Below are 26,633 nucleotides of genomic sequence, written 5' to 3' on the forward strand. Positions count from 1 at the left end.
GTCGGGGTGGGGAGTTCAGGTCTTGCGCAGGTTCGGGGCGGGTACGCCGATCAGCCTGCGCCGCACCGCGTCCCAGGCGGCCCCGAGCGCCCGGGTCACGGCCTCGGTGTGGTCCCCGAGCACCCGTACCCAGGCCCCGCAGTCCTGCGGGAGCACGCTGACCCCGTACCGGACCCCGCGGTCGGCCAGGGCCGTGTGCAGCAGGTCGGCGAGCTCGCGGGCGGGGGCGAGCGGGCTGACCGCGAAGAAGCAGGCCATCACGCGGTGCCCGGCCAGTACGGCGGGCCCGTCCACGGAGCCGCGGTCCGAGCCGGGGCCGGCGCCGCCCGGTTCCAGTCGTACGGTGTCCAGCGCCACCAACTCACCTCCCGGTCTGCGCAGTTCGAAGTCGGAGGCGAAGACCTGGTAGGCGTTGTGCTCCCCGTGCGCGAGCCGGCCGGACAGGACGGTCTCGCTCACCAGAACCGTGGCCGTGGGGTCGGCCGTGATCACCGTGCGCTGGTAGAAGCGGGAGTCGACGTAGGGGATGACCGGGTCCGGCAGGTACTCGACGTACGCGTCCGGGCCGGCGGTCAGGAAGGTCTGGGCGACGGCGTAGTCGTGCTCCATCCGGTAGACCTTGGTGGCCGCCTGCGTGGTGACGTGCGCCGAGGTGCCGGGGCCGAAGGACAGGTCGGTGCGCAGCCGGTCGGCCTGGATGACCCCGCCGCCCGTGGACATCAGGAAGGTGATGGGCAGGTCGGGGCGGTACGGGTCGAAGTAGAGCGGCCGCATGATCTGGAGCGGGGACTTCTGGTAGTGCCGCACCAGCTCGGTGCGCCCGCCGGCCCGCTCGAAGGCCAGCTCCAGCAGGCCGACCTTGCCGGGGCGCCCGACGGCGAGGGTGTCGGGCACCGAGGAGTGCCGCAGGACCTCCAGGGGGACGCGCGGCGGTTCGTAGTGGGCGGGCTCCAGGCGCGCGGGCGGCAGGAGGGCGCGGGGAGGAGGGCCGGGCGGGGTGAGGGGAGGGGTGGGGGGAGGGGTACGGGGAGGGTCCGCCACCGTGCTCACGCCGGCACCCGGCGGAAGGACTCGATGAAGGTGGCCACGTCCTCCAGGCCCTGTCCGGTGAGGCAGTTGGTCAGGACCACGGGGCGGCCCTCGCGCACGCGGTGCGCGTCGGACTCCATGACGCCGATGTCGCAGCGGACGTACTGGGCGATGTCGATCTTGTTGATCACGAGCAGGTCGGACTCGGTGATGCCCGGACCACGCTTGCGGGGCATCTTCTCGCCCTCGGCGGTGTCCAGGACGAAGAGGAAGAGGTCGACCAGGACCGGGCTGAAGGTGAGGGTGAGGTTGTCGCCGCCCGACTCGTAGAGCAGCGTGTCGACATCGGGGAACCGCTCCAGCATCTCTGCGCCCGCGGCCAGATTCATCGTCGGGTCGTCGCGCACGGCGGTGTGCGGGCAGGCCCCGGTCTCCACGCCCACGACGCGCTCGGGATCGAGCACCCCGGCCAGGGTGCGGCGGACCTGGCGGGCGTCCTCCTGGGTGTAGATGTCGTTCGTGATCACGGCGGGCCGGTGGCCGCGCGCGATCAGCACGGGTACCAGGGCCTCGATCAGGGCCGTCTTGCCGGATCCGACGGGGCCGCCGACGCCGACGCGCAGGACGTTGTCCTCGGTCATCACAGTCACACACCTCAAGTAGAAGACAGCTCGATATAGGGGGATGGGGAAGGGGCAGTGGAGGTCACGTCGCGAACAGCAGTGCCTCCGCACGCTCATGACGGCCCGACATGATGTCGGCCATCGGAACGCACCCGCCGAGGTCGGCGAGTTCACGGCTCAGGGCCGCCCCCGCCACTTCCTCGATGACGGGTGCGATCCCGCGCAGCACCACCTGCGCCTTGCGGTGGTCCGTGAGCCGCAGCCGCAGCGCGGCCCCGGTGAAGCTGGCCGAGTACGCGAACAGGTCGCTCACGACAGCCTGTTCGGCCGGGACACCGGCGGCCGCGTACGCGACTCCGGCGGCCACGGCCTGCGAGCCGGGGGCCCGCTTGGCGGCCACGAGCTCGGCGTACCGCTCCAGGGGCTCCCCGCCGACGCACTCGCGGGCCAGGTCCAGCAGCTGGCGGCCGGTCCGGGTGGCGGCGCGGCGCAGCCCCTCGTTCAGCTTGGCCGCGTTCAGCCGCCGGTCGGTCTCCGCCAGGGCCTCCCAGTCACCGGCCAGCGCGGCCCGGTGGGCCAGCGCCAGCGCGGTGGCGTCGGAGGGCCCCACCGCGTGCCGCAGCAGGTCGGCCAGCAGCCCCGGTACGCCCTCCGGGGTCACGGCCTTGGCCTGGGCGTAGCCCTCCAGGCCGTGGGAGAGGGTGTAGAAGCCGCTGGGGAAAGCCGAGTCGGTGAGCTGGAGGCTGACCAGCAGGGCCTGCACCGGCGTCACGGCCGCGGGGCTGATCGCGGCGGAGTGGGAGGCAGTGCTCATGCCAGGTAGAACAGGTGGTTCAGGGGCAGTTCGCGGGCCGGCTCGATGGTGGCCGGCACCCCGTCGAGGGTGACCTTGTAGGTCTCGGGGTCGACGGTGATGACAGGCAGGGCGTCGTTGCGGACCATGTGCTGCTTGCCGACGGTGCGGCAGTGCTTCACTGGCAGGACCCTGCTGTCCAGGCCCAGCTTCTCCGGAACGCCGAGCTCGATCGCGGCCTGCGACATGAAGGAGACCCGGGTGGCCTGCTTGGCCTTGCCGTACGCCCCGAACATCGGCCGGTAGTAGACAGGTTGCGGGGTCGGCAGCGAGGCGTTCGGGTCGCCCATCAGCGCCCAGTTGATCAGTCCGCCCTTGATGACCATCTTCGGCTTGGCGGCGAAGGAGCCGATCGGCCACAGCACGATGTCGGCGAGCTTGCCCGCCTCCAGCGAGCCGATGTACTCGGCGGTGCCCGAGGCGATCGCCGGGTTGATCGTGATCTTGGCGAGGTAGCGCAGCGCGCGGAAGTTGTCGTTGCGCTCGGTGTCGCCGTCGAGCTTGCCGCGCTGGTCCTTGCAGTGGTGCGCGGTCTGGAAGGCGCGGGTCCAGGACTCGCCGATGCGGCCCATGGCCTGGGAGTCCGAGGAGAAGATCGAGATGACCCCCTCGTCGTGCAGCACGGTCTCGGCGGCGATGGTCTCGGCGCGCACGCGCGAGTCGGCGAAGGAGACGTCCTCGGGGATGTCGTGCGACAGGTGGTGACAGACCATCACCATGTCGAGGAGCTCGTCGACCGAGTTCACCGTGTACGGCAGCGTCGGGTTGGTCGAGGACGGCAGCACGTTGGGCTCGCCGGCCACCCGCATGATGTCGGGGGCGTGGCCGCCGCCCGCGCCCTCGGTGTGGAAGGTGTGGATGGTGCGCCCGTCGATCGCCGAGCGGGTGTCCTCGAAGAAGCCGGACTCGTTGAGGGTGTCCGTGTGCACCGCGACCTGCACGTCGTAGGCGTCGGCCACGTCGAGGGCCTTGCTCAGCGCGGCCGGGGTGGTGCCCCAGTCCTCGTGCACCTTCAGGCCGCAGACGCCCGCCTCGACCTGCTCGATCAGCGCCTCCGGCAGCGAGCCGTTGCCCTTGCCGAGCAGGCCGACGTTGACCGGCAGGTCCTCGGACGCCTGGTACATGCGGCCGATGTTCCACGGACCCGGGGTGCACGTGGTGCCGTTGGTGCCGTCGGAGGGGCCGGTGCCGCCGCCGATGAGGGTGGTGATGCCGTTGGACAGGCCGTGCTCGGCCTGCTGCGGGGCGATGAAGTGGATGTGCGTGTCGATGCCGCCGGCCGTGGCGATCATGTGCTCGCCCGAGATCACCTCGGTGCCGGGCCCGATGACCAGCTTGGGGTGGACCCCGGACTGGGTGTGCGGGTTGCCGGCCTTGCCGAGGCCCGCGATGAACCCGTCCTTGATGCCGAGGTCGCCCTTGACCACGCCCAGGATCGCGTCCATGACCACCACGTTGGTGATGACCAGGTCCAGGGCCCCCTGGAGGTTGGTGGCCTGCGGGTCCTGGGCCATGCCGTCGCGGATGCCCTTGCCGCCGCCGTAGACGGCCTCGTCGCCGTAGTGGCCCTCGTTGTGGTCCTTCTCGACCTCGATGACCAGATTGGTGTCCGCCAGGTGGAAGCGGTCGCCGACGGTCGGCCCGAACAGGTCGGTGTACTGCTTGCGGCTCAGGACAGCCATCGCTACTTGTCGCCCTTCTTGGAGGTCTTGGACTTCTTGGCGGCCGCGGTCTTGGCGGGCGCCTCGGCAGCGGGCTTCGCGGGCTTCGCGGTCTTCGTGGCCTGCACGGCCGGCGAGGCCGCCTGGGCCTCCGCGGCCTGCTGGGCCGTCTCCGCCCGGGCTCCCAGGAATCCGAGCTCGACGGCCCGGTTCATCGCGCGGATGCGGGTGTCGGTGGAGCCGAGGCCGCCGTTGACGAGGGAGCTGAAGCCGATCAGCCGGCCGTGGCCGCTGTACGCGGTGAGTTCGACCTCGCGGGTGTCGCCCGGCTCGAAGCGGACTCCGGTGCCCGCGGGCAGGTCGAGGTGCATGCCGTAGGCGGCGTTGCGGTCGAAGTCGAGGGCGCGGTTGACCTCGAAGAAGTGGTAGTGCGAGCCGACCTGGACCGCGCGGTCACCGGTGTTGGAGACGGTGACCGTGGCCTTGCGGCGGCCGGCGTTGATCTCTACGGTGCCTTCGCCGTAGAGGTAGGTGGCGCCACCTGACATGGGGGTACTTCCCTTCCTTCGGATCAGTGGGGGGAATGGCCGTGCGGGTGGCCGTGACCGTGACCCTGGCCGTCCGCGCGGCGGTGGGTCTCGCCGGGCTCGTGCGGGTGCGGGTGGGGGTGGTGCGCGTCCGGATCCGGGGCCGCGTGGTCGGCGCCGTGGTGGGGGCCGTAATCGTGACCGTGGTGGCGGTCGCCGCCCGGGCCGTGGGAGTGCGCGTACCCGCGCCCGTGTTCGGCGTCCAGGCCTTCGGCCACGCCGTCCTGCCCGTGGGCCAGCCGGTGCAGCGCCTCCTGCGCGCGGGCCCGTACGACCTGGGCGATCGCCGCCGCGGACAGCAGCGGCCCGGTGTCCAGGACCCCGGCCGGGAGCTCGGCGGGCGGGGCGAACGCGGCCCGGACCAGGGCGACGTGCCCTGCGCCGAGACGGCGGCAGCGCTCCGCGCCCTCCGCCAGGCCGGGGTCGCCGCCGTCGAAGGCGACCTCGACCCAGCGGTGGTGCCCGTACTGGCGGACCAGCCGGGCCACCCGGAACAGGTCGGCGTCCTCGAAGGGACCCGCGGCCGGCGCGGTGACCAGTACGGCGGAGGTGTCGGGCGCCTCGCGCACCGCCTTGAGGGCGGCGGTACGGAGCCACGCGGTCAGGTGGTCCACGGTGGCGAAGGGGGGCGCCAGCACGAGCCGACCGGGGCCCGCCTCCCGGCCCAGCCAGCGCAGGGCGCGGGCGCAGTCGGCGATCAGCCCGGGGTCGCGCCCCAGCGTCATCGGGACCACGCACACCGGCCCGGCCGAGGCGGCGAGCGCCGCGCGCACGGCTTCGGCCAACGGCCGGCCGGGGTGCACGGCGCCTGCCGCGGCGCCGCCCTCGTGACCGCCGGCCAGGACGACCGGGGCCGCCGATTCCGGTGCCCGGACGGGCTGTTCGGGGCGCTCGGGTGCGATGGCCGCCACCGCTCAGGCGCCGACGGGGTCGTGGCAGGAGACGAGCTTGGTGCCGTCCACGAAGGCCGCCTCGACCTGGAGCAGCGGAAGCATCTCCCGTACGCCCTTCATGACATCGGCGGCGGAGACGATCTGCTTGCCGAGCTCCATGCACTCGGCGACGGTCCGGCCGTCGCGGGCGCCCTCGAGGATGCCCTCGCTGATCAGGGCGCAGGCCTCGCTGTAGTTGAGCTTGACGCCGCGGTCCCGCCGCTTGCGGGCGAGGTCGGCCACGACGTAGATCCAGAGCTTGTCCATCTCACGGGGAGCGAGATTCATCGGTCACTCACTTTCGGCTCTCAGGGCGGTCCGGGTGCTGTACGTGCTGCGGGTGCTGCGGGTGCTTCGGCTGAGGTGGTGTCAGGTCCGTCGCAGCCGCGGGATCTGCGGGACGGCGGCGACGAAGACGCCCGTGGTCAGGACGAACGGCCAGGTGAAGGTGTGGCCGCCGAACGGGGCGAAGAACGCGGTCAGCGCGGCCGTGAATCCGGTTGCGGCGGCGGCGCCCAGCACGGCGAACGCGAAGCTCCAGCGGGACCGGACGAGGAACACGCCGCACAGGGCCATCGCGACGAGCACGCTGCTGTAGCCCATGAGCCCCTGCGCGACGGCATCGGACGGTGAACCCAGCGACCAGGCAACGAAGATGGCGGTGACGCTGCCCACGCACGCCATGACGCCGGCGAGCCGGCTGGCCACGAAGATGCCGGCGAGGAAGATCAGGCCGACGTACCACTGCGGCATGAAGAAGATCTGGCCGACGTTGGAGAAGAAGGCGCGCCAGAGCTGGCCCCAGTTGAGCGCGGTGGCGCCGTCGGCGGCCGCCGGCAGCGCCGCCAGACCCGGACCCGTGTGCCAGACCCGGGAGAAGCTCGGCGCCGCGATGGTCATGACGCTCGCGAGGATGCAGAACGGCGCGGTGAACGTGGGGATGTTCCAGGTGCCGAGGATGGTGGCCAGCGCCGAGGTGACGACCACCACGGTGACGCTGCCGCCGATCGCGAGCAGCAGCGTGGACAGGTGGTTCCAGCCGAGGAACACGGCGAACGCGAGGGAGACCAGGGTGCCGTTGAAGCCGCGCAGCCCGGCCGAGACGATCTCGCGGTCGATGCCGAACGTGTAGGCGGTGGCGGTGCCGACGGCCGCGCCGAGGAGTCCGTAGAGGGCGTACTGCCAGCCGGCGGCGGCCAGGGCGGCGAGGAAGAGGATGCCGGTGATCGCGTTCGGCATGAAATCGACCTGGGCGACGCCCCGCAGGACTTCCTGGATGAAGCTCGCGGGTTGAGCGGGAGCTTGGCGTGCGGCGGGCTCCGTTGCCACGGCCTGCATTTCCTTCTCCTCTGCACAAGAAGAGGGCCCCGCGGGGCCCTTGGTTCGGAGGTGCGTCCGGTGGGGGCGACTGGATCGAGATGAACCCAACGTCACGGATCGAGTACCGACAGTAGCGGGAAATGCGGATGATCCCGGCTGGAATTGGGCGTGTCGATGCAACGGGGAGGCGGCCCCCTCGCGTCCGGCCGCCTCTTGCGAGGGATGGGCAATAAGGCGTGCGGTTCCGCCTTCGCCGCGCCCGGAAGGGTCATCACCCCGGGGTCCGTGGCGCGCCGCACCGGCGGGCCGCGGCCGGTGGTGTCGGCTGGGCGGGTGAGAGTCTCCGTGCGGGCCCGCTGGTGGGCCGAGCTGCCGCCGGCCGCCGGCGCCGCCGTCATGGCCGCCGGCATCATCTCGACCGGGCTGCACCTCATCGGTCGAAGCACGCTCTCGCTCCTCGCGCTGGCCCTCGCCGCGGCCCTGTGGCTCGTGCTCGCCGGCGACTTCGCCGCCCGGTTGCTGGGCGACCGGCGGCGGTTCCGCGCCGAGGCCGACACCCCGGCGGCCCTCACCGCCGTGGCCGCCACCGCCGTGCTCGGCTCCAGGCTCGCCGCCGTCGGCTGGACCGGGTCGACCCCCGTGGCCGTCGCCCTGCTGGCGCTGGCCGCCGCGCTCTGGCCCGGACTGCTGGTCGCCGTCCTGCGGCACTGGGGCTACCGGATGCCCGGTGCGGCCTTCCTCGTCTGCGTGGCCACCCAGGGCCTCGCCGTCCTGGCGAACGCCCTCGCCGTTCCCACCGGCCAGGACTGGCTCGGCCGGGCCGCGCTGGCCGCCTTCTGTCTGGGGCTGCTGCTCTACGCCGAGGCGCTCGTACGCTTCGACTTCCGCCAGGTGGTCTCCGGCGCGGGCGACCACTGGGTGGCCGGCGGTGCGCTCTCCATCACGGCCCTCGCCGGGTCCGGGCTCGTGGCCTCGCCCCTGTGGACGGGATGGGCGCACGCGGGGCTGCGCGGCGTCACGCTGGCCGCCCTCGGCCTCTCCCTCGCCTGGTACGCCGTGCTGCTCGCCGCCGAAGCCGTCCGGCCGCGCCCGCGCTACGACATCCGGCGCTGGTCGAGCGTCTTCCCCCTCGGCATGACGGCCACCGCCTGCCTCTCGGCGGCCGCCCCGACGGGCGTGGAGTGGCTGCGGCCCCTCGGTGCGGTGCTGCTCTGGGTGGCGGTCGGCGCCTGGGTGCTGACGTTCGCGGCCCTGCTGGCGGAGCGCGGGCGGACGCCTCCGCGCGCGTGAGCCGGCGGGCGCCGGCTCCCCGGCGGCCCTACGGTCGCCGCCCCGTCCCTACGGTCGCCGCCCGGTGCCGTCCCATCGCGGGGAGAGGAACACGCAGCACAGCAGGGCCACGGCCAGGGCCAGGGCCCACTCCGCGCCGTGGCGCAGCGTCAGTGCCGCCCCGGCGAGGGCTCCGAGGAGCAGGGCCACGACCGTCACGAGGCGGCGTAGCGGACCCGGCCCCCACGGGTCGGCCGCCAGACCGGTCAGGGCCCTGGTGACGACGGTGGTGGTGAGATCGGGGACGGCGAGCCGGTGCACGACGGCGTTCTGCAGGCCCATGCCGAGGGCCAGCAGGGCGATGACCGGCGGCGGCCCGGAGCCGAGCGCGGTCAGTACGAGCGCCCCGCCCACCAGGACCGTCTGGATCGCCACCAGCGGCGCGAACATCCTGGCCGCCCCGGTGGTCCGCCGCAGCCGTCCGGCGGCCGCCGCCCCGGCCAGGAACGCGCCGAGGGCGAGCAGGGAGTCCGGGGCGGACAGGGAACGGTCCCCGGCGAGCGCGAAGCCGAGGAAGACCACGTTGCCCGTCATATTGGCCACGAAGACGTGGCCGAGCCCCAGGTAGCTCACCGCGTCGACCACACCGCTGACGAAGGTGAGGACGATCAGCAGCGGCGGCAGCACCCCGTGCGGGGCCCGCGAGCCGTCCGCCCCGGGCGGGAACAGCACGTCGGCCAGCGGCGGCAGGATCCCGCGCCGCCTTGGTGGGGTGGAGGTCAAGGGGTGCCTCTGGTCGGGGCGTACGCCGGTCCGTGGCAGGTGGGGTGAGGGACCTCCGCCGGAAGCGGACGGACCCGTGCACCCCGAAAGGGAGCGGAGCGGAGGGGGCTTTGTCCCGCGGAATGCTAGCGATCCCCGGCGGACGATCGAAGGAGCGACCCGCGGAGGCCCCAGAAGGCCCGGCTCCCGCACCGGGATCCCAGGTGAGGAACGTCCATTCCACGACCGGCCGCGCCTGCGCGGCCGGCTGGTGGCCGCGTACCTTCCCCGTCGCGGTGGCGGGCACCGTGGGCGCTCAGTAGGGTCGCCGTATGGCATATACCTTTCAGGTCACCGTCGATTCCGCCACCCCGCACGACCTCGCCGACTGGTGGGCCGATGCCCTGGGTTGGGACGTCGAGCCCAGTGACGAGGAGTTCATCCGCAAGATGATCGCCGCCGGGCGGGCGACCGAGGAGGACACCACCACCCACCGGGGCGTCCTCGTCTGGAAGGCCGGCCAGGGGATCCGCCACCCCGAGGGCCTCGAACGGGCGCCCCGCATCCTCTTCCAGTTCATCGAGGAGCCCAAGACCGTCAAGAACCGCGTGCACCTCGACGTCCGCACCGGCGAGGACGACCCGCGGGCCCTGGTCGAGCGGCTCCTCGCCAAGGGCGCCGTGCACCTGCACGAGGGCAACCAGGGCCCCTCCGTCTGGACCACCCTCGCCGACCCCGAGGGCAACGAACTGTGCGTCTCGCACTGACCCTCTCGCCCTGACGCTCTCCGACTGCCCCTCTCCCACGGACCGTTTCCCACGGACCGGCACGACGCCCCACAGCACTAGGCTGGGCCCGTGAACGTCATCCTCTTCGGTGCCACCGGCATGATCGGCCGGGGCGTGCTCCGCGAGTGCCTGCGCGACGAGTCCGTCGACAGCGTGCTGGCCGTCGGCCGCAGTCCCCTCGCCGTCTCCCACCCGAAGCTGCGCGAGCTCGTACGGGCCGATCCGACCGACCTGTCGGCGCCCGGCGGCCCCGACCTGGCCTCGTACGACGCGTGCTTCTTCTGCCTCGGCATCTCCTCCTTCCGCATGAAGGAGGAGGAGTACCGGCGGATCACCTACGATCTGACGCTCGCCGCCGCCCGCCCCCTCGCCGCCGCCAACCCGGGGCTGACCTTCGCCTACGTGTCCGGCGAGGGCACCGACAGCACCGAGAGCGGCCGCACCATGTGGGCCCGGGTCAAGGGGAAGACCGAGAACGACCTGCTGGGGCTCCCCTTCGAGGCGTACATGTTCCGGCCGGGGATCGTGCAGCCGGACCGCGGCATTCCCTCCAAGACCCCGCTCTACCGCGCCGCTTACGCCGTCACCGCGCCGCTCTTCCCGCTCCTGCGCCGCTTCGCGCCCGACCTGGTGACCACCACCGGGGCCCTGGGCCGCGCCATGATCGCCGTCGCCGCGGCCGGGCCCGGCGATGCGGACACCCAGCGGATCCTGCGGCCGCGCGACATCAACCGGGTGGGCGGCGAAGGCCCGCACCGGGCGAAGGACCTGCGGTAACGGGCCGATATTCGGTTTCGGCCAGGTCCTCCCGCACCCGAGAATGAGGGATCTCGAACCGGGAGGAACCCCATGAGCCAGGACCGCCTGACTCTGCACGACCTGATGCCCGCACAGGCACTGACGGAGGCCATCGACGCCGGACACGTGGCCCGCAAGGCCCACCCCGAGCTGCCGCTGTCCCTCTACAGCTACACCCGGACCGCCCAGTACGAACAGGTCTGGAACCAGGTCACCACGCGCTGCCGCGGACTCGTCGCCGACGACGTCACCGGTGAGGTCGTCGCGCTGCCGCTGCCCAAGTTCTTCAACGTCGGCGAACACGAGGCGGGCCGGCCCTACGCGCCGGCCCTGCCGGACGACGAGCCGTTCGAGGTGTACGACAAGGTCGACGGCAGCCTCGGAGTGCTCTTCCACTACGCCGGCACGTGGCGGGCCGCCTCCCGGGGTTCCTTCACCAGCACGCAGGCCGTCTGGGCCCAGCGCCGCCTCGACGCACGCGACACCTCCGCACTGGTCCCCGGCACCACCTACCTCGCGGAGATCGTGTACCCGCAGAACCGTATCGTCGTGGACTACGGGGACCGCCGCGACCTGGTCCTGCTCGCCGCGTACGGCGCGGACGGCGCCGAGGTGCCGCTCGCCGAGGCCGCCGGCCACTGGCAGGGCATCGGCTCCGTGGTGAAGGTGTGGCCCGCCATGCCGCTCGGCGAACTGCTCGCGCTGACCGGGTCCAGCACCCTGCCGGGCGGCGCTCCCGCGACCGGTACCGACGCGGAGGGTTTCGTCCTGCGCTTCGCCTCGGGTGTCCGGGCCAAGGCCAAGATCGCCGAGTACGTACGCCTCCACAAGCTGCTCACCGGCGTGACCGAGCGGGACATCTGGCGCGGCCACGGCATCCAGCGCTTCGCCGGCCTGCCCCTCAAGCAGCTCGCGCAGGGCCTGAACTGCACCGTCGCCGACATCGAGGCCTCGGGCGGCAAGCCCCTCGACGCCCTGCTGGAGCAGGTGCCCGACGAGTTCGACCACTGGGTGCGCTCGGTGATCGAACGCCTCGAAGCCGAGGCCGCGCTCCGCGAGCGCGCCGTCGACGAGGCGTACGCCTCGCTGGCGCACCTGGCCGGCGACCGGGGAGCGTTCGCCCGCGCGGCCGGGACGACGATCCGCGACAGCGCGGTCCGCGGCGCGCTCTTCCAGCGCCTCGACGGCAGGACGACCGAGCTCCTCACCTGGCGGCAGGTGCGGCCCGAGACCTCCGACCCCTTCACGCACGACGAGGAGAACTGAACCCGTGTCCGAAGCACCCGAAACCGGGGCCCCCGTGTCCCCGGCCGCGTCCGCCGAGCCCCCCGCGCTCCCGGTGGTCCACGTCATGACGGGGCTGCCGGCCTCCGGCAAGACCACCGCCGCGCGCGCCCTCCAGGCGGAGTCCGGCGGCCGGATGCGCCGCGTCAACCTCGACGACCTGCGGGCCATGCTCGACGTGCCGGACCCGGAGCGCGCACGCTCGTACAAGCACGAGCAGACCGTGCTGGACATCCAGGACGCGGCCGTCAGCGCGGCCGTCGAGGGCGGCTTCGACGTGGTCGTCGACAACACCCACCTGACCTCGTACATCCCCAAGCGGCTCAAGGCGGCCGTCGCGGGACGGGCCACCTTCGTGGTGCACGACTACACGGACGTGCCCGTGGAGGAGTGCCTGCGGCGCGACGCCGCGCGCGAGCGGCAGGTCGGCGAGGAGATCATCCGGATCCTCGCGGACAAGCACGCGAAGGCGAAGAAGGGCGGCTGGCGGCTCACCGCGGACTGGCTCAACGACCAGCCGGACGTGTCCCCGTACGTCCCGGACCCCGCGCTGCCCACGGCCGTGATGTGCGACATCGACGGCACGCTGGCGATGACGGGCGACCGCAACCCGTACGACTTCACGCGCTGCGGCCTCGACACGCTGAACGCCCCGGTGCGCGACGCGCTGGACTCCTTCCGGCGGGCCGACGGCGACACCGTCGTGCTGCTGTCCGGGCGGGGGGAGGAGTACCGCGAGCCCACCGAGGCCTGGCTGCGGGAGCACGCGGTCCCGTACGACGAGCTGTGGATGCGGGCGGCGGGCGACACGCGCCGCGACGACATCGTCAAGGCGGAGCTGTTCAACGCGCACGTGCGCGAGCGGTACGCGGTCCGCGTCTCCCTGGACGACCGGGACCGTGTGGTGGCCATCTGGCGCCGGATGGGGCTGGCGACCTGGCAGGTCAACTACGGCGACTTCTAGGACGGAGCCGCTTCCCGCACGGCGGCTTCCGGCCGGCTCGCCATACTGGAGCGGTGGACGAGCCGAACGTACTGATCGTGGACGGTGCCAACGTCGTCGGATCCGTGCCGGACGGCTGGTGGCGCGACCGGCGCGGCGCCGCCGAGCGGCTGCGCGACCGCCTCGCGCTGCGCGGGGAGGGCGAGGAGATCGTCCTCGTCGTCGAAGGCGCGGCCCGGGGCCTCGCGTCGGTGCCGGGCGTACGGGTCGACGAGGCGCGGGGGAGCGGCGACGACCGCATCGTGGAGCTGGCGGCCGCGTACGCGCAGAGCGGCGGGCGGGCCGTGGTCGTGGTCACGGCCGACCGGGAACTGCGGACACGGGTACGGGCGCACGGTGCGCGGTGCGTGGGACCGCGCACCGTACGCCCGGAAGCGTAGGCACGGGCCGCCGGGTCACGGCGGCGGGACGGCTAGGCGCGGCAGTACTTGACCTCGCCGAAGTTCTTGACGTAGCGGGCGGCGACCCAGTTGTCGTCGCGGTCCATGGCCGCCGCGGACTTCGCCGACTTGGGCATCATCGCGCCCTTGCGGTCCTCGTCCAGGGGCTGGCGCTCGTCGCGTTCCTTGAGCAGGTACCAGATGTTGTTGCCGTCGACGCGCTCGCCGCGCGTCTTGCACTCGATGGCGACCTTCTCGTGCGAGTGCAGCCGGCCCACCTTCTGGGAGTGGGTGGTCGGCCGGCTGCGGACGGTCAGCGGGCCGCGCGAGGTGACGACGCCGCGGGCGTGCTTGCGCTTGCCGTACTCGTCGTCGCGGTCGGAACCGTCCTCGTCGTCGTCGGCGAGCGAGGTGGTCAGGACCGGGCCGCGCGGCGCCGAGTGGTCGGCGGCGACTGCCGCGCCCGCGCCGACCAGGCCGAGCACCAGGCTTCCGGCAGTGAGGGCGAGGATGGTCCTGGTGGGCTTCAGCATGAGCCGGCTCCTCCGAGAATGCGTCCGTCCGTGCTGCGGAACGCGGCACGGGGCGGCAACCGGGCGGTTGCCAGGGACGACTATGGCGACGCGGGGCCGTGCGGTCCCGCTGGCGCACCGCGACGTCGCCCGATATGCCCAATATGTAGAGGCGGCTCCGGAGGAGGGGCCGAGGCGGCCCCTCCTCCGGATGCGGGCACCGCGCGGCGCCGCCACAGTGGGTGCCATGGGTATCGACGATTACGGCGGCGGCCCCGGCGCGCAGCAGACCGGTGTCATGGTGGTCACGACGAACGACGTCCCCGGCTACCGGGTCGAGCAGGTCATCGGTGAGGTCTTCGGCCTCACCGTGCGCTCCCGCCATCTGGGCAGTCAGATCGGCGCGGGCCTGAAATCGATGATCGGCGGCGAGCTGAAGGGCCTCACCAAGACCTTGGTGGAGACCCGCAACCAGGCCATGGAACGCCTCATCGAGCAGGCGAAGGCGCGCGGCGCGAACGCGGTGCTGATGATGCGCTTCGACGTGACCGAGGCGGCCGACATCGGCACCGAGGTGTGTGCGTACGGGACGGCCGTCGTCCTGGTGCCGGCGGGCACCTGACCGTACGGGAACCCCCACCCGGCACAGAAGTCCAGGACGGGGCGCGGCTTTGTCCATGGGCGTGGCGGGGTGCGGTCCGCAGGCTGGCAGGTCAGTGAGCGGACCGCCGGCCTCCACGGTGTGCGGTCTTCCGCCCAGGAAGCGCCGACTCCCGGAGGTCCGATGCGAACCCCCCTCTGGCCGGCCGCAGCCGCGGTGGCCGGTCTCGTGGCCACCTTGGTCGTGGCCGTGCCCGCCGCCCCCGCCGTGGCGGCCGGCCCCGTGACGATCACCTCGCCCGAGCTGTCCGTCAGCGTGGACAGCGCCTTCCCCCGCGTCATCAGCTACACCCGCACCGCCACCGGGGACGTGCTGAACGGCAACGAGGACGCCATCGGCGCGATCCTCGTCAACGGAACCACCTACACCCCCACCGTCACCTCCACCCCCTCCGCCTCCGGTGTGGACTACGCGCTGGCCTTCTCCGGAGTGACCATCAGGTCCCGTCTCTCGGTGGCCGGTTCGGTGGTGGAGTTCAAGGTCACGGCGATCGAGGACACGGCCGCCCTGCGGGTACGCAGCTTCGCGATCCCGGACCACAACCTCGTCAGCGTCCGCAGCAGCCAGGCGGGCGCCGCGCTCTCCACCGCGAAGATGCACACCGCCACCACCGGCACCGGGGACACCTTCACCCCGGTCACCGCGAGCACACCGGTGGACGCCTCCGCGACGACCGTGATGTACGGGCTGGCCAACACGGGCAAACTGGCCGCGGCCATCGACTCCAACTCGTCCTACGACGCCCCCTCCGGCGGCACCGCCAACGAGAACGGCCGGATCAGCAAGCAGGTCACCGACAAGGGCGGCTACCGCCGGGCCGGCCTGTGGAGCGGATCCTGGCTCTACCGGTCCACGGGCGCGGCCGACACCGACACCGAGCCCCTGCCCTACGTCCGCGTCGCCATCACGGCCGACCGCAACGCCGATTCCACCGTGGACTGGCAGGACGCGGCGGTCGCCTACCGCGACATCTGGACCCCTCCCACCGGCTGGCAGCAGACCGCCGACCGGGTCGTGCAGCGCATCCCCTTCAACTTCGCCTCCGCGGCCACCCACCCCTTCGCCGAGACCCTCGACGAGACCAAGCGGGTCAACCTCGCCACCGACGGCCTCGGCCAGTTCGTCCTGCTCAAGGGGTACGCCTCCGAGGGCCACGACTCGGCCCACATGGACTACAAGAACATCGGCTCCAAGCTCGGCGGCGCCACCGACCTGAACACCCTCACCACCGTCGGCCACACCTACAACGCCGACTTCGGCGTCCACGTCAACGCCACCGAGGAGTACCCGGTCTCGGCGACCTTCGACCCGGCGCACCAGACCGGCGGCCTCGGCTGGGACTGGCTCGACCAGTCGTACTACGTGGACACCCGCAAGGACGGCCAGTCCGGCGAGCGCCTGCGGCGGTTCCAGGACCTCAAGGCGGCCGCTCCCGGCCTGGACTTCCTCTACGTGGACGTCTGGTACGGCGACGGCTACGTCTCGCGCAAGCTCGAACGCGAGATCGGCGGCCTCGGCTTCCAGCTCGCCACCGAGTTCCCCAACTCCATGACCGGACAGTCCCTCTGGCACCACTGGGCCACCGACGTCAACTACGGCGGCAGCGACCTCAAGGGCATCAACTCCAACATCGCCCGCTTCATCGCCAACCACACCAAGGACGACTGGATCGCCGCCCACCCGCTCCTCGGCGGCGCCGAGATCACCGCCTACGAGGGCTGGCAGGGCAAGAAGGACTTCACCGCCTTCCTCACCACCACCTTCGCGACCAACCTGCCGACCAAGTACCTCCAGGAATCCCCGATCGTGAAATGGACCGCGAACGCGGTCACCCTCGCCAACGGCACCACCGTCACCACCTCCGGGAACACCCGCAGGATCACCACGGCCGGCCGCACCGTCCTCGACGGCTCCGCCTACCTGCTCCCGCGCGACGGCAAGCTCTACCACTGGAACGACAAGGCCGCCGCCACCACCTGGACCCTGCCGGCCGGCTGGTCCTCGCCCAAGCTGTACAAGCTGAGCGACACCGGCCGCCAGCTGGTCGGCGACCTCGCCGTCACCGGCGGGCAGGTCACCATCAACGCCGCCGCCAAGACCGCGTACGTCGTCACCAACGGAGCCGCCCCCGCCCAGGCCGACCCCAACTGGGGCGAGGGCGCCCCCGTCAAGGACCCCTCCTTCTACTCCGGCAACCTCAACGCCTGGACCGTCACCGGAAGCGGCGCCGCCGGCACCCGCAACGCCCAGGGGCAGAACGAGCTCACCATGGCCGCGAGCACCGCGCCCGCCGTCTCCCAGCAGCTCACCGGCCTCGCCCCCGGCACCTACGCCGCCTCCGTCTGGGTCTCCACCCCCGCCGGCCGCGCCGCGACCCTGACCGCGACCCCGGCCGGAGGCACGGCAGCCTCCGTCTACGCCGACTCCTCCACGCTGACGAACAACCTCGGCGGCAGCGAGAAGAACGGCACCAAGATGCAGCGCATGAAGGTGCTCTTCGACGTCCCCGCAGGCCAGTCGACGGCCACCCTCACACTGTCCGCGGCCTCCGGGCCGGGCACCGTCTCCCTGGACGACGTACGGGTCGTCCGCTCCGCCCGCACCCCGCTGAACGGCCACTGGTTCACCGAGGACTTCGAGAACGTCGACGCGGGCTGGGGCCCCTTCGCCTTCGGCGGCGCCGGCGGCTCCGCCACCGACCCGCGCACCCACATCGCCCAGCGCAACGCCCCGTACACCCAGGCGGGCTGGAGCGGAAAGCTGGTCGACGACGTGATCGGCGGGCAGAACTCGCTGAAGTCGCACGAGGAACGGCAGGGCCTGGTCTACCGCACCCTCCCGCAGACCCTGCGGCTCACGCCCGGCCGCTCGTACAAGGTCACCTTCAGCTACGAGAACGGGTTCAGCGGCGACTACCAGTTCATCACCGGCTCCGGCAGCAACGAGACGGCGACCGCGCTGAACCAGGCCCGCACGGCCACCACCTTCACCAAGACCTTCACCGCGGGCACCGACGCCTGGATCGGCGTACGGAAGGTGACCGGCGAAGGCTCCCACAACGAGGCCGACTTCATCCTCGACGACCTCGCCGTCGACGACCTGGGCTCCGGAGGCGGCGGCGAACTCCTCGTCCCGCAGACGCAGATGAGCGTCAAGGCCGTCGACAGCCAGGAGACGGCCGGAGAGAACGGCGCCGCGGCCAACGTGCTCGACGGGGACGGCTCCACGATCTGGCACACCCAGTGGTACCAGGCCACCGCACCGATGCCGCACGAGATCACCCTCGACCTCGGCGCCTCCTACAACGTCTCCGCCCTGCACTACCTGCCCCGGCAGACGCAGAGCAACGGGCGCATCGCCGACTACCAGGTGTTCACCTCCACGGACGGGGTCACCTGGGGCACGGCGGCAGCCTCGGGGACCTGTCCCAACACCACCGCGCAGCAGGACGTGACCTTCACGGCGCGCACCGCGCGCTACGTCAAGCTCAAGGCCACGAGGGAGGTTTCGGGCAATCCGTGGACGGCGGTCGCGGAACTCAACGTCGGCTACCTGCCGTGACGGGGGAGTCGAGCCACCGCGCGGGCTGCGGCGGTACGGGCTGTGCCACGGACGGCGTCACGGACTGTGCCACGGACTGCTGTACCGACTGCTGTTGGCGGAACCGGACGGGCGCCATGCCCACCCGGCGGCTGAACAGCCTGCTGAAGTAGGCGGGGTCCTCGTAGCCGACCCGCCGGGCGACGCCGGCGACCGGCAGGTCGGTCCGGGCCAGCAGCTCCTTCGCCCGGCTCAGGCGGATGCCGAGGAGGTACTCCTTGACCCCCTCCCCGGTACTGCCCCGCACCGCCCCGCGCAGTTCGGGCAGGGTCATCCCGAGCCGGGCGGCGTGATCGGCCACCGAGATCGGCAGCAGCGCGTCCCGGGCCAGGGTGTCCATCACGGTGTCCCCGTGGCGCGACACCCCGGCCCGGGCGTAGCGCAGCGCGACGAGCAGCCCGTGCACGGCCGCGGCGGCCTCCACCTCCAGCAGGGGGCCGCCGAGCCGGGCCGCCCGTACGATCCCGTCGACCACGTGCCGCACCCCGGCCGTGCCGCTGAGCGGGACCAGCGGCCGGTCGGGGGTGAGGTAGCCGAGGTCGGTGTACGCCTCCACGCTGTGGCCGGTGAAATCCACGAAGCACTCCTCCCAGCCGGTCCGCGGATCGGGGCCGTAGTGGTGCTCCACCCCGGGCACGAGCCACAGCAGCGCCGGGGCCGTCACGGGCTGCGGGGCCCGCCCGCCGTGGCTGAACCAGCCCCGGCCGGCGCAGACCACCACCGCGACGTGGTGGTCGAGCACGCGCGGGCCGACCACCGGCAGCTCCCCCTGCTGCACCCCCACGCCGAGGCACACCAGCCCGAGCCGGCGGTGGTTGGCGGTCGGCGAGAAGTACCGCATCCAGCTGCTGTACGGAGGCGTTGCCATCTGCGGATTGTGATCCACGAGGCGGGGGGTGCTCAAGGGGCCGTGGGCTCGTGGGTGTGACGAGGCATGCGCGCGCCGGGCGTGCCGGGCGCAGCGGGCGCAGCGTGCGTCCCGTGCGCCCCGGGCGTGCCGGACAGGGCGGGCGCGGCGGGCGGGGGCGCTGTCACCGGCGCGGGCGGTCCGTCCGCCGGTCCGCCCGCCGGTCCGCCCGGGGCCCGCTCCGGCCGGAGTCCGGCCGCCAGCCCGGCGACCACCACGGCCAGGCCCAGCCACACCGCCGGCCCCGGCACCCCGCCACCGGTGACGGCCCCCGCGCCCGCCGCCGCGAGCGGGGCCACCCCGGTCAGCAGACCGGCCCGGCCGGAGCCCACCGCGGCGACCGTGCGGTACCAGAGGAGGAAGGCCACCGCGGTCACCATCACCGCGAGGTAGCCGGCCGCGGCCCACTGGCGCGGGCTCACGGACACGAGCCGCGCGGGCCCCTCGACGCACACCGCGAGCACCACCAGCATCACCGCGCCCATCCACACCGCGTGCAGCGACACCCCCCAGGCGCCGTGACGCCGCAGCACCGGCACCGCGAGCAGGGTGAACCCGGCCTCGCAGCCCAGCGCGAGCGCGGCCCAGCCGACCCCGGCCGCGTCCGTCCGGCCCGTGCCCTCCACCAGCACCGCCCCGGCGACCACCACCGGAGCCGCCAGCAGCACCCGGCGGCTGGGCCCGCGGCCCTCCAGCAGCGGGCCGATCACCCCGAGCAGGACCGGGGCGCAGGCCACGGCCACCGCGATGACGGCCGGCTCCGCGTGCGCGACGCCCCGAACGACGGCCACGTTGAACAGCACCAGCCCGGTCGCGGCGACCCCGGCCAGCCACAGCCACTCCCGGCCCCGCGGAGCCCTGATCGGCACCCGGGCGACGCGGGCCAGCCCGAACAGGAGCAGCGCGGCCACCGCGTACCGGACGGCCTGGACGCCGAAGAGCGGGGCGTCCACGAGGGAGCGGGAGAGGGTGACTCTGCTGCCGACGAGGACCATGCCGGCGATGCCGGGGGCGAGGTCGCGCAACTGCCGCGAAGGAACGGGAGGACGGGAAGGAGAGGGAGGAGGAGAAGGACGGTGAGGGCGTGAGGTGCTCATACCGTCGAGCCTGGCCCCACAATGGACCTGTGGACAGGTCCAAAGTGAGTGCCATCCAGGGGTCCGAAACCGCTGGGTCCGAAACCGCTGGGTCCGAAACAGCTGGGTCCGAGACCGCTGGGTCCGAGACCGCTGGGTCCGAGACCGCGGGGTCGGACTTCCTCCAGCTCGACATCGGCCGGGCCCCCGCCGGCGGCCGTACCGACTGGCTCGCGGACCGGCTGCGCGCCGCCATCGCCGACGGCACGCTCGCGGTCGGCAGCCGGCTCCCGGCCAGCCGCGTGCTCGCCGCCGAGCTCCGGGTCTCCCGCGGCCTGGTCACCGAGGCGTACCAGCGGCTGGCGGAGACCGGCCAGGTGGCCGGCCGCGGCCGCGGGGGGACCGTGGTGGTGGCCGCCCCGGTGACCGCCTCGGTGAAGGCCCCGGCGACCGCCACGGTGACAGCCCCTGCGAGCGCCCCGGCGACCGCCCGGCAGTCCCGGTCCGGAGCCGCCGATCCGGCCGGTCCCTTCGCCCCGGGGCCGCGGGGCGGCCCCGTCGACGCACTGCGCGCCGCCCCGTGCCGGATCGACCTCTCACCCGGGGCGCCCGACCTGACCGCCTTTCCGCGGACGGCCTGGCTCCAGGCGGAACGCCGGGTCCTGGCCGAGCTCACCCCCGCCGACTTCGGCTACGGGAACCCGCAGGGCGCCCCCGCGCTGCGCGAGGCGATCGTCGGCTGGCTCGCCCTGAACCGCGGGATCCGGGCCGCCCCCGAGGAGGTGGTCGTGGTGGCGGGCGTGGCCCAGGCGCTCGGACTGCTGGCCCAGGTGCTGCGCGCGGAAGGCGTACGGCGCGTCGCCGTGGAGGATCCCGGCTCGCTGGGGGCGCGGCAGCAACTGGAGCACGGGGGCATGGAGGTGCTGCCCGTACCGGTGGACGCGGGCGGCATCGACACCGCCGCCCTGGCGGCCGGCCCGGCCCGGGCGGTGGTGCTGACACCGGCGCACCAGTTCCCGACCGGGGTCGTCCTCGACGGGGAACGGCGCCGCGAACTCCTCGGCTGGGCGGCGGCCGGGGGAGTCGTCATCGAGGACGACTACGACGCCGAACACCGCTACGACCGCGCCCCCGTCCCCGCGCTGCGCGCCCTCCTCCCGGAGGCCGTCTGCTACACCGGAAGCGTCTCCAAACTCCTCGCGCCCGCCCTGCGACTGGGCTGGCTGCTGGTCCCGCCGCGCCGGCTGGACGCCGTCATCGAAGCCAAGCGCTACGCCGACCTCGGCAATCCCGTCCTCGCCCAGCTGGTACTGGCGCGGCTGATGGCCTCGGGGGAGCTGGAGCGCCACCTGCGCTTCGTACGCCGGCGCCACCGGGCCCGCCGGGACGCGATGCTCCGCGCGATCGCCGCCGAACTGCCCGGCGCGCGCGTGCACGGCGCGGCGGCCGGGCTGCACCTGATGGTCACCTTCGAGGGAGCGGACGGCTCGGGTACCCCGGCGGGCTTCGACGACACCGTGCTCGCCGCCGCGGCCCTCGACCTCGGGGTCAAGACGCACCCCCTGTCCTGGCACCGGATGACCCCGGGGGCACCGGGCCTGGTCCTCGGCTACGCGGCGGGCACGGCGGGGGAGATCGAGGAGGGCGTGGCCGTCATCGGCACGGCCCTGCGGCGGCTGCGAAAAGTTTTTCGGAATCGGCGGCAACCTCCCGGGCACTCGCGCGTCGTGCGGGGGTGAAGGGCGTGATCCCGCGCCCCGCAGCCGACCGTGGAGAACCACCGTGAAGAACCTGAAGCGCGCCCCGCTGTCCGTCCGCAGGGCGGCGGCCCTCGCCGTCGCCGCCGCCGGTGCGGCCCTCGCGCTGGCCGGGCCGGCCTCCGCCGCGGCAGGGGCGGCGTCCGCCTCGCCGAGCGCACCCGCGCCCGCACCGGCGTCGCCCACGCCCAGCACGGCGCCGAGCGTGGCCCCCTCGGCCCCGTCGCCCTCGGTGAGCCGGCCTCCGACCGCGACCCCCAGCGCCCGCCCGAGCGCTTCCCCGACCGTCGTCCCGAGCGGCGCACCCAGCGCCGTCCCGAGCGCCGTCCCGAGCGCGGCCCCGAGCGCCCGCCCCTCTTCGCCCGGTGAGCCCGAGCTCGCGCATACTGGCTCCTCCGCCACCACGGCCGCACTCGGCGCCGGGGCCGCCGTGCTGATCACCGCCGGGGCCGCGACCCTGTACACCGTTCGGCGCCGCGCCAACGGCTGAGGACCCCCGTGCTCCACCTCGCACCCTCCACGGGCCCCGCCGCGACCGGGTTCTACCGGCCGCGGCGGGGCTTGTGGTCGTTCCTGCTGCGCCGCGAGCGCTCCGCCGCCGCGCAGGCCACGCCCGCGCGCCCGGAGCCGTACCGGCACGGGTACACGTACGGCCTGCCCTCCGGGGAGGGCGGCCCGCCGCCCACCGTGACCGAGCTCTACCACGCCCACCGGCTGGCCATGGTCCGGCTGGCGGTGCTGCTGGTGGACGATCTCGGGACCGCCGAGGACGTGGTGCAGGACGCCTTCACGGCGCTGTACCGGCGCCACGGCGAGCGGATCACGGAGGTGGACAACGCGCTGGGCTACCTGCGCACCGCCGTCGTCAACACGGCCCGCTCCGTGCTGCGCCGCCGCCGGACCGCCCGCGCGTGGACCCCGCAGGCACCCGCCGACGTCCCCTCCGCCGAGACGTCCGTGGTCCTCGACGAGGCACATCGAGAGGTCCTCGCCGCGCTCGGGCGGCTGACGCCGCGGCGGCGGCAGGTGCTGGTGCTGCGCTACTGGGCCGACCTCAGCGAGGCGGAGATCGCCGAGACGCTGGGGATCAGCCGGGGCGCCGTCAAATCGAACGCGAGCCGCGGGCTGGACGCGCTGGAACGGATTCTGGAGGGTCGGATATGACGCGTGGACACGAGCCGACGCCCACGGGCCCGGGCCGGGAGCCGTCGGACGCGCACCGGTCCTCCGGGGCCGCGGCCGGGCGGCCGGTCGAGTACCGGCTGAGGCGGGCCCTGGACGCCCGCGCGGCCGGGATCACCGTGCGCGAACTGCGCCCGGCGCAGCCGCCGGGGGCGGGGGCGCGGCGACTGCCGTGGGCCTGGCCGCGCGGTTTCACGCTGCCCCTGGCAGGGCTGGCGGCGGCCGCCGCGGTGGTGGCCGGGTACGCCGTACTGGCGCCGGACGCTCCGGTGCGCCCGGGCCCGGTACCGGCGCCGCCGGCCGCGCCGCCTTCGTCCTCGCCGACCGGCACGGCTCCGGGGCCGGACCCGGACGGCGACCCGTCCGTGTCCCCGTCCCCGTCCGCCGCCCCGTCGGCGTACCCGTCGCGGCGCCCGCCCTCGCCCTCGACCTCCTACGTGCCCACCGTGGGCCCGTCGCGGGCGCCGGGGGCCGGTACGGGTTCGCCGAGGCCGAGCCCGGCTTCCTCGCCTTCCTCGGCTCCGACCGCCACGGCCTCGCCGCCCACGCCCTCGGTATCGTCCCGGCCGCCCACGGCTTCACCAACGATGCGCTGATCGGGACCAGTTGGCCGCATCCTTGATCCTGCCGAAGGATGTGAGCGGAGGGGCGCGGGATGTGGTCAGTGGTGTCGTCGGGCGGGGTGCCCGCGGGGGAGCGGTTCGACTGGTACGCCGACATCATCTCGCGCGAGGTGATGCCGGCCGCCCTCAGCAGCGAGCGGCCGGCCGAATTCCAGGGCCAGGCCGCCGTCGTGGACCTGGGTCCCCTGCGCGCGTCCAAGTTCACCCTGTCTCCGCTGCGTTCGCGGCGCACCGCCGCGCTGATCAGGCGGGGCGATCCGGAGCAGTACCAACTGGCCCTGCTGCGCAAGGGCGTCACGTCGATGTCCCAGCACCGCAGCGAGTGCACGGTCGGCCCCGGGGACCTCATGCTGTGGGACACCTCGCGCCCGTCCGACAACACGATGCACGCGGACGGCGGCCAGGTCCGCGCGACGATCCTGATGCTCCCCCGGGACGTACTGCCGCTGCGCCCCGAGCGGTTGGAACGGCTGCTGGCCCGCCGCATACCGGGTGACCGCGGGATCGCGGCGATCCTGGCCTCCTTCATGACGGCCCTGGAGGAGCACGCCGCCGAATGCGAGCCGGCGGAACTGGCCAGGCTCGGTGCGGTCGCCGTCGACCTCGCCACGGCCTGCCTGGCCCAGCAGCTGGACGCCGAGGACCGCATCCCCGCCGAAGCCCGGGCGGAAGTCCTCCTGCGGCGGATCCACGCCTTCATCGAGCACCACCTCGGCGACCCGGACCTGGCACCGCCCGCGATCGCGGCCCGCCACAACATTTCGGTGCGCACGCTCCACCAGCTCTTCCAGGGGCAGGGGGAGAGCGTCCGGGCCCGGATCCGCCGACGCCGCCTGGAACAGTGCCGCACCGACCTGGTCCGGCCCGAACTCGCCGCCCAGCACGTCCAGTCCATCGCCGCCCGCTGGGGCTTCAGCGGCCCCGAGGTCTTCAGCCGCTCGTTCCGCGAGGCGTACGGGCTCACGCCCACGGAGTACCGCGCGCTGGGCGCGGACGCGGACGCGGGGGCCGGGGCCGGGGCCGGGGCCGGGGCGGTGCTCAGGCGGTAGCGGCCTTGAGGAGGGTCTCGGCCGCGGCGGTGCGGGCGTAGAAGACGGAGCGGCCGGCCCGGTGGGCGCTGACCAGCCCCGCGGTGCGCAGCGCCGTGAGGTACTGGGACACCCCGGCCGGGGAGAGCCCGGTGCGCCGGGCCAGCTGTGTCGTGGAGGCCGGGGTTTCCAGCTCGGTCAGCAGCAGGGTCCGCGAGCGACCGAGCACGGCCGCCAGGGCCGCGGCCCGGGTGACCGGCCGCGGCTCCCACAGCGAGCCGACACCGCGCGCCCGATAGGCGAGCTGGGGTGGATCCGGTGACGTCGTCCGGGTGCGCAGGCCCGGTCCGGTGAAGGCCGTGGGGATCAGCAGAAGGCCCGTACCCGCCGATTCGCGCCTCAGCGGCTGCTTCCGTCGGGCCAGCCGCAGCCCGCCGTCGTCCCAGCTCACCGCTGTGTGCAGGTGGTTGAGGAGATGGCCCGCACCGTGTTCGGCGACCATGCGGGCCCGGTGGAACACATCCGCGTCCAGCACTTCCCGGATCCGCGCCCAGTAGGGGGCGAGTGCCAGCTCCCAGTACCTTTCGATCTCTTCGACGACCTTGGCCAGGCGGGCCGGCGGGTCGGCGTGCAGGGTCCGCAAGCGGGGCCCCAGCCCCCCTTGGTGGCGGGCCAGATGGTCGAGGTCCTGCCGCACCCGGTCGGCGGACGAGCGGAGAATGGCGTCCCGTTCCGCGGCCGGCGCGGGAGCCGGCGTGGCGGGGGCCGGATTGAGGAAGTCGGGGACGTAGCCGGTGGCCGGGATCAGCTCGGAGAGCCAGCCCCGGTCCAGCCCGGCGGCGAGCAGACGCGGCCTCACCTGGTCGGCCCAGGGCCGGTGGAGCGGATGCGCGGCGCGGGCGCCGGAGGTCAGCAGCCGGAAGCTGGGCGCGACCTCCCACATCGGTGAGACGGCGAACCGCACTTGCGCCAGATCGTTCGCCGAGAACACCAGCCCCGTCAGGACGACCACCACCCCTCAATGGATTCATGCATACATGAATCAATGGCGGGCCCGCACACCGGGCGGCCATGATCCGGCCATGACCTCACAGACGATCACCGCGGCGGCATCGGGCACGTTCGAGCTCGGCGACCTGACGGTCAACCGCCTCGGCTTCGGCGCGATGCGCCTGCCCCAGCACGGCGCTGCGTTCGCGCCCGCCGCCGTCCCGCGCGACCGCGACCAGGCGATCGCCGTGCTGCGCCGCGCCGTCGAACTCGGCGTGAACCACATCGACACCGCCGCGTTCTACTTCTCCCCCCTGCGCTCCGCCAACGAGCTGATCAACCGCGCCCTGACCCCCTACCCGGACGCACTCGTCCTCACCACCAAGGTCGGCCCGGGCCGCGATCCCCAGGGCGACGGGCTACCGCACGCGACCCCCGCGCAACTGCGCGGCCAGGTCGAGGAGAACCTGCGCCAGCTCGGCCGCGACCACCTCGACGTGGTGAACCTGCGCATCGTCGGCACCGATTCCCTCGCGGAACGCTTCGGCGCACTCGCCGAACTGCGCCAGGCCGGGCTCATCCGGCACCTGGGGCTTTCCAACATCCGCCCCCACCACCTCGCCGAGGCCCAGCGCATCGCGCCCGTGGTCTGCGTCCAGAACATGTACGGCATCGGCGCATCCCCCGAGCAGAGGGAACTCCTGCGCACCTGCGGCGAACAGCGCATCGCGTTCGTGCCGTTCTACTCGATCGCCGGCACCGGACGCGATGGCGGCGCGAGCACCGACCCCCGTCCGGAACTGCACACCATCGCGCACGCCCACCGGGCGAGCACGGCCCAGATCCGGCTGGCATGGACCCTGCACCAGGGCCCCCACGTCCTGGCCATCCCCGGAACCGGCAACCCCGACCACGTCACCGAGAACGTGGCCGCGGGCTCCCTGCGCCTCTCCACCGACGACCTCGCCGTCCTGGACTCCCTGCGCCACGCGTAGAGGTTCGTCCACA

General features: G+C 73.5%; 27 protein-coding genes. 14 read left to right on the top strand and 13 right to left on the bottom strand.

From position 1 onward, the window contains the following. Positions 1–15: 15 nt before the first annotated feature. The 8 genes from ACWCP2_RS19855 to ACWCP2_RS19890 all read right to left on the bottom strand — a co-directional run bounded on the left by ACWCP2_RS19855 (position 16) and on the right by ACWCP2_RS19890 (position 7,023). Entirely contained in the window at positions 16–1,041 is a 1,026-nt protein-coding gene (locus ACWCP2_RS19855) for an urease accessory protein UreD (RefSeq protein ID WP_450909973.1), read from the bottom strand. 5 nt (positions 1,042–1,046) lie between these two features. Beyond that, positions 1,047–1,670, bottom strand: a complete 624-nt coding sequence (ureG, locus tag ACWCP2_RS19860) for an urease accessory protein UreG (RefSeq protein ID WP_250738243.1) — start codon at positions 1,668–1,670, stop codon at positions 1,047–1,049. Between the two features lie 64 nt (positions 1,671–1,734). Next, a complete protein-coding gene (locus ACWCP2_RS19865; RefSeq protein WP_450909889.1) occupies positions 1,735–2,466 on the bottom strand; it encodes an urease accessory protein UreF in 732 nt (243 codons plus the stop codon). Next, entirely contained in the window at positions 2,463–4,187 is a 1,725-nt protein-coding gene (gene ureC / locus ACWCP2_RS19870; protein ID WP_450909890.1) for an urease subunit alpha, read from the bottom strand. The genes ACWCP2_RS19865 and ureC overlap by 4 nt, the downstream gene beginning before the upstream one ends. Before the next feature lie 2 nt (positions 4,188–4,189). Further along, on the bottom strand, positions 4,190–4,714 hold the full coding sequence (locus tag ACWCP2_RS19875; RefSeq protein ID WP_450909891.1) for an urease subunit beta: 525 nt from the start codon (positions 4,712–4,714) through the stop codon (positions 4,190–4,192). 23 nt (positions 4,715–4,737) lie between these two features. Then, the gene (locus ACWCP2_RS19880; RefSeq protein ID WP_450909892.1) at positions 4,738–5,664 is read right to left on the bottom strand and encodes a sirohydrochlorin chelatase; all 927 of its coding nucleotides are present in this window, start codon (positions 5,662–5,664) and stop codon (positions 4,738–4,740) included. A gap of 3 nt (positions 5,665–5,667) precedes the next feature. After that, positions 5,668–5,973, bottom strand: coding sequence for an urease subunit gamma (locus ACWCP2_RS19885; protein ID WP_243332378.1), 306 nt, complete (start codon positions 5,971–5,973; stop codon positions 5,668–5,670). A gap of 81 nt (positions 5,974–6,054) precedes the next feature. After that, positions 6,055–7,023, bottom strand: a complete 969-nt coding sequence (locus ACWCP2_RS19890; RefSeq protein ID WP_450909893.1) for an urea transporter — start codon at positions 7,021–7,023, stop codon at positions 6,055–6,057. A gap of 315 nt (positions 7,024–7,338) precedes the next feature. Here ACWCP2_RS19890 and ACWCP2_RS19895 point away from each other — a divergent pair, with 315 nt between their 5' ends. Continuing rightward, a complete protein-coding gene (locus ACWCP2_RS19895) occupies positions 7,339–8,295 on the top strand; it encodes a tellurite resistance/C4-dicarboxylate transporter family protein (protein ID WP_450909894.1) in 957 nt (318 codons plus the stop codon). A 48-nt stretch (positions 8,296–8,343) separates the two neighbouring features. On the opposite strand, the gene ACWCP2_RS19900 is transcribed toward ACWCP2_RS19895, so the two are convergent. Then, positions 8,344–9,057 carry a YoaK family protein gene (locus tag ACWCP2_RS19900; RefSeq protein WP_450909895.1) on the bottom strand — a complete coding sequence of 238 codons (714 nt, stop codon included), beginning with the start codon at positions 9,055–9,057 and terminating at the stop codon, positions 8,344–8,346. A gap of 311 nt (positions 9,058–9,368) precedes the next feature. On the opposite strand from ACWCP2_RS19900, the gene ACWCP2_RS19905 reads away from it, so the two are divergent. From ACWCP2_RS19905 to ACWCP2_RS19925, 5 genes are all read left to right on the top strand, one after another. Beyond that, a complete protein-coding gene (locus ACWCP2_RS19905; RefSeq protein WP_450909896.1) occupies positions 9,369–9,803 on the top strand; it encodes a VOC family protein in 435 nt (144 codons plus the stop codon). 90 nt (positions 9,804–9,893) lie between these two features. Then, a complete protein-coding gene (locus tag ACWCP2_RS19910) occupies positions 9,894–10,601 on the top strand; it encodes an epimerase (RefSeq protein ID WP_450909897.1) in 708 nt (235 codons plus the stop codon). 72 nt (positions 10,602–10,673) lie between these two features. After that, positions 10,674–11,888: an RNA ligase gene (locus tag ACWCP2_RS19915; RefSeq protein WP_450909898.1), complete on the top strand. Its 1,215-nt coding sequence runs from the start codon at positions 10,674–10,676 to the stop codon at positions 11,886–11,888. Positions 11,889–11,892: 4 nt separating this feature from the next. After that, positions 11,893–12,870 (top strand): phosphatase domain-containing protein, encoded by a 978-nt coding sequence (locus tag ACWCP2_RS19920; RefSeq protein WP_450909899.1) that lies wholly within the window; start codon positions 11,893–11,895, stop codon positions 12,868–12,870. Positions 12,871–12,923: 53 nt separating this feature from the next. After that, on the top strand, positions 12,924–13,289 hold the full coding sequence (locus ACWCP2_RS19925) for an NTP pyrophosphohydrolase (RefSeq protein WP_450909900.1): 366 nt from the start codon (positions 12,924–12,926) through the stop codon (positions 13,287–13,289). A gap of 32 nt (positions 13,290–13,321) precedes the next feature. Here the strand turns inward: ACWCP2_RS19925 and ACWCP2_RS19930 are convergent, their stop codons facing one another. Further along, on the bottom strand, positions 13,322–13,822 hold the full coding sequence (locus tag ACWCP2_RS19930; RefSeq protein WP_450909901.1) for a hypothetical protein: 501 nt from the start codon (positions 13,820–13,822) through the stop codon (positions 13,322–13,324). A 226-nt stretch (positions 13,823–14,048) separates the two neighbouring features. Between ACWCP2_RS19930 and ACWCP2_RS19935 the strand changes: the two genes are divergently transcribed. Continuing rightward, positions 14,049–14,423 (top strand): YbjQ family protein, encoded by a 375-nt coding sequence (locus tag ACWCP2_RS19935; RefSeq protein ID WP_450909902.1) that lies wholly within the window; start codon positions 14,049–14,051, stop codon positions 14,421–14,423. A gap of 162 nt (positions 14,424–14,585) precedes the next feature. Continuing rightward, entirely contained in the window at positions 14,586–18,023 is a 3,438-nt protein-coding gene (locus tag ACWCP2_RS19940) for an endo-alpha-N-acetylgalactosaminidase family protein (RefSeq protein WP_450909903.1), read from the top strand. On the opposite strand, the gene ACWCP2_RS19945 is transcribed toward ACWCP2_RS19940, so the two are convergent. Both ACWCP2_RS19945 and ACWCP2_RS19950 read right to left on the bottom strand, forming a co-directional pair. Then, positions 18,001–18,930 (bottom strand): helix-turn-helix domain-containing protein, encoded by a 930-nt coding sequence (locus ACWCP2_RS19945; RefSeq protein WP_450909904.1) that lies wholly within the window; start codon positions 18,928–18,930, stop codon positions 18,001–18,003. The genes ACWCP2_RS19940 and ACWCP2_RS19945 overlap by 23 nt on opposite strands. 32 nt (positions 18,931–18,962) lie before the next feature. Beyond that, positions 18,963–19,994 carry a DMT family transporter gene (locus ACWCP2_RS19950; protein ID WP_450909905.1) on the bottom strand — a complete coding sequence of 344 codons (1,032 nt, stop codon included), beginning with the start codon at positions 19,992–19,994 and terminating at the stop codon, positions 18,963–18,965. Between the two features lie 101 nt (positions 19,995–20,095). Here ACWCP2_RS19950 and pdxR point away from each other — a divergent pair, with 101 nt between their 5' ends. The 5 genes from pdxR to ACWCP2_RS19975 are packed head-to-tail and all read left to right on the top strand — an operon-like array spanning position 20,096 to position 24,656. Then, complete coding sequence (pdxR, locus tag ACWCP2_RS19955) at positions 20,096–21,784, top strand: MocR-like pyridoxine biosynthesis transcription factor PdxR (RefSeq protein ID WP_450909906.1); 1,689 nt, start codon at positions 20,096–20,098, stop codon at positions 21,782–21,784. 43 nt (positions 21,785–21,827) lie between these two features. Beyond that, positions 21,828–22,292: an LPXTG cell wall anchor domain-containing protein gene (locus ACWCP2_RS19960; protein ID WP_450909907.1), complete on the top strand. Its 465-nt coding sequence runs from the start codon at positions 21,828–21,830 to the stop codon at positions 22,290–22,292. 8 nt (positions 22,293–22,300) lie between these two features. Beyond that, the gene (locus ACWCP2_RS19965; protein ID WP_450909908.1) at positions 22,301–22,966 is read left to right on the top strand and encodes a SigE family RNA polymerase sigma factor; all 666 of its coding nucleotides are present in this window, start codon (positions 22,301–22,303) and stop codon (positions 22,964–22,966) included. Further along, positions 22,963–23,580, top strand: a complete 618-nt coding sequence (locus ACWCP2_RS19970) for a hypothetical protein (RefSeq protein ID WP_450909909.1) — start codon at positions 22,963–22,965, stop codon at positions 23,578–23,580. Before ACWCP2_RS19965 ends, ACWCP2_RS19970 begins: the two co-directional genes overlap by 4 nt. A 59-nt stretch (positions 23,581–23,639) precedes the next feature. Next, positions 23,640–24,656, top strand: coding sequence for an AraC-like ligand-binding domain-containing protein (locus ACWCP2_RS19975; protein ID WP_450909910.1), 1,017 nt, complete (start codon positions 23,640–23,642; stop codon positions 24,654–24,656). Here ACWCP2_RS19975 and ACWCP2_RS19980 read toward each other — a convergent pair. Next, a complete protein-coding gene (locus ACWCP2_RS19980; protein WP_450909974.1) occupies positions 24,646–25,578 on the bottom strand; it encodes a DUF5937 family protein in 933 nt (310 codons plus the stop codon). The two genes, ACWCP2_RS19975 and ACWCP2_RS19980, sit on opposite strands and share 11 nt — an antisense overlap. 139 nt (positions 25,579–25,717) lie before the next feature. Between ACWCP2_RS19980 and ACWCP2_RS19985 the strand changes: the two genes are divergently transcribed. Continuing rightward, a complete protein-coding gene (locus ACWCP2_RS19985) occupies positions 25,718–26,620 on the top strand; it encodes an aldo/keto reductase (protein ID WP_450909911.1) in 903 nt (300 codons plus the stop codon). The last annotated feature ends 13 nt before the right edge of the window (positions 26,621–26,633 follow it).

It is taken from the genome of Streptomyces sp. NPDC002104 (genome assembly GCF_053593795.1).

Excerpts from the sequence above, each read along its gene's own strand:
- ureG (WP_250738243.1), bottom strand. The coding sequence starts at position 1,670 with ATGACCGAGGACAACGTCCTGCGCGTCGGCGTCGGCGGCCCCGTCGGA.
- ACWCP2_RS19865 (WP_450909889.1), bottom strand. The coding sequence starts at position 2,466 with ATGAGCACTGCCTCCCACTCCGCCGCGATCAGCCCCGCGGCCGTGACG.
- ureC (WP_450909890.1), bottom strand. The coding sequence starts at position 4,187 with ATGGCTGTCCTGAGCCGCAAGCAGTACACCGACCTGTTCGGGCCGACC.
- ACWCP2_RS19875 (WP_450909891.1), bottom strand. The coding sequence starts at position 4,714 with ATGTCAGGTGGCGCCACCTACCTCTACGGCGAAGGCACCGTAGAGATC.
- ACWCP2_RS19885 (WP_243332378.1), bottom strand. The coding sequence starts at position 5,973 with ATGAATCTCGCTCCCCGTGAGATGGACAAGCTCTGGATCTACGTCGTG.
- ACWCP2_RS19890 (WP_450909893.1), bottom strand. The coding sequence starts at position 7,023 with ATGCAGGCCGTGGCAACGGAGCCCGCCGCACGCCAAGCTCCCGCTCAA.
- ACWCP2_RS19905 (WP_450909896.1), top strand. The coding sequence starts at position 9,369 with ATGGCATATACCTTTCAGGTCACCGTCGATTCCGCCACCCCGCACGAC.
- ACWCP2_RS19915 (WP_450909898.1), top strand. The coding sequence starts at position 10,674 with ATGAGCCAGGACCGCCTGACTCTGCACGACCTGATGCCCGCACAGGCA.
- ACWCP2_RS19930 (WP_450909901.1), bottom strand. The coding sequence starts at position 13,822 with ATGCTGAAGCCCACCAGGACCATCCTCGCCCTCACTGCCGGAAGCCTG.
- ACWCP2_RS19935 (WP_450909902.1), top strand. The coding sequence starts at position 14,049 with ATGGGTATCGACGATTACGGCGGCGGCCCCGGCGCGCAGCAGACCGGT.
- ACWCP2_RS19940 (WP_450909903.1), top strand. The coding sequence starts at position 14,586 with ATGCGAACCCCCCTCTGGCCGGCCGCAGCCGCGGTGGCCGGTCTCGTG.
- ACWCP2_RS19945 (WP_450909904.1), bottom strand. The coding sequence starts at position 18,930 with ATGGCAACGCCTCCGTACAGCAGCTGGATGCGGTACTTCTCGCCGACC.
- ACWCP2_RS19970 (WP_450909909.1), top strand. The coding sequence starts at position 22,963 with ATGACGCGTGGACACGAGCCGACGCCCACGGGCCCGGGCCGGGAGCCG.
- ACWCP2_RS19975 (WP_450909910.1), top strand. The coding sequence starts at position 23,640 with ATGTGGTCAGTGGTGTCGTCGGGCGGGGTGCCCGCGGGGGAGCGGTTC.
- ACWCP2_RS19980 (WP_450909974.1), bottom strand. The coding sequence starts at position 25,578 with ATGTGGGAGGTCGCGCCCAGCTTCCGGCTGCTGACCTCCGGCGCCCGC.
- ACWCP2_RS19985 (WP_450909911.1), top strand. The coding sequence starts at position 25,718 with ATGACCTCACAGACGATCACCGCGGCGGCATCGGGCACGTTCGAGCTC.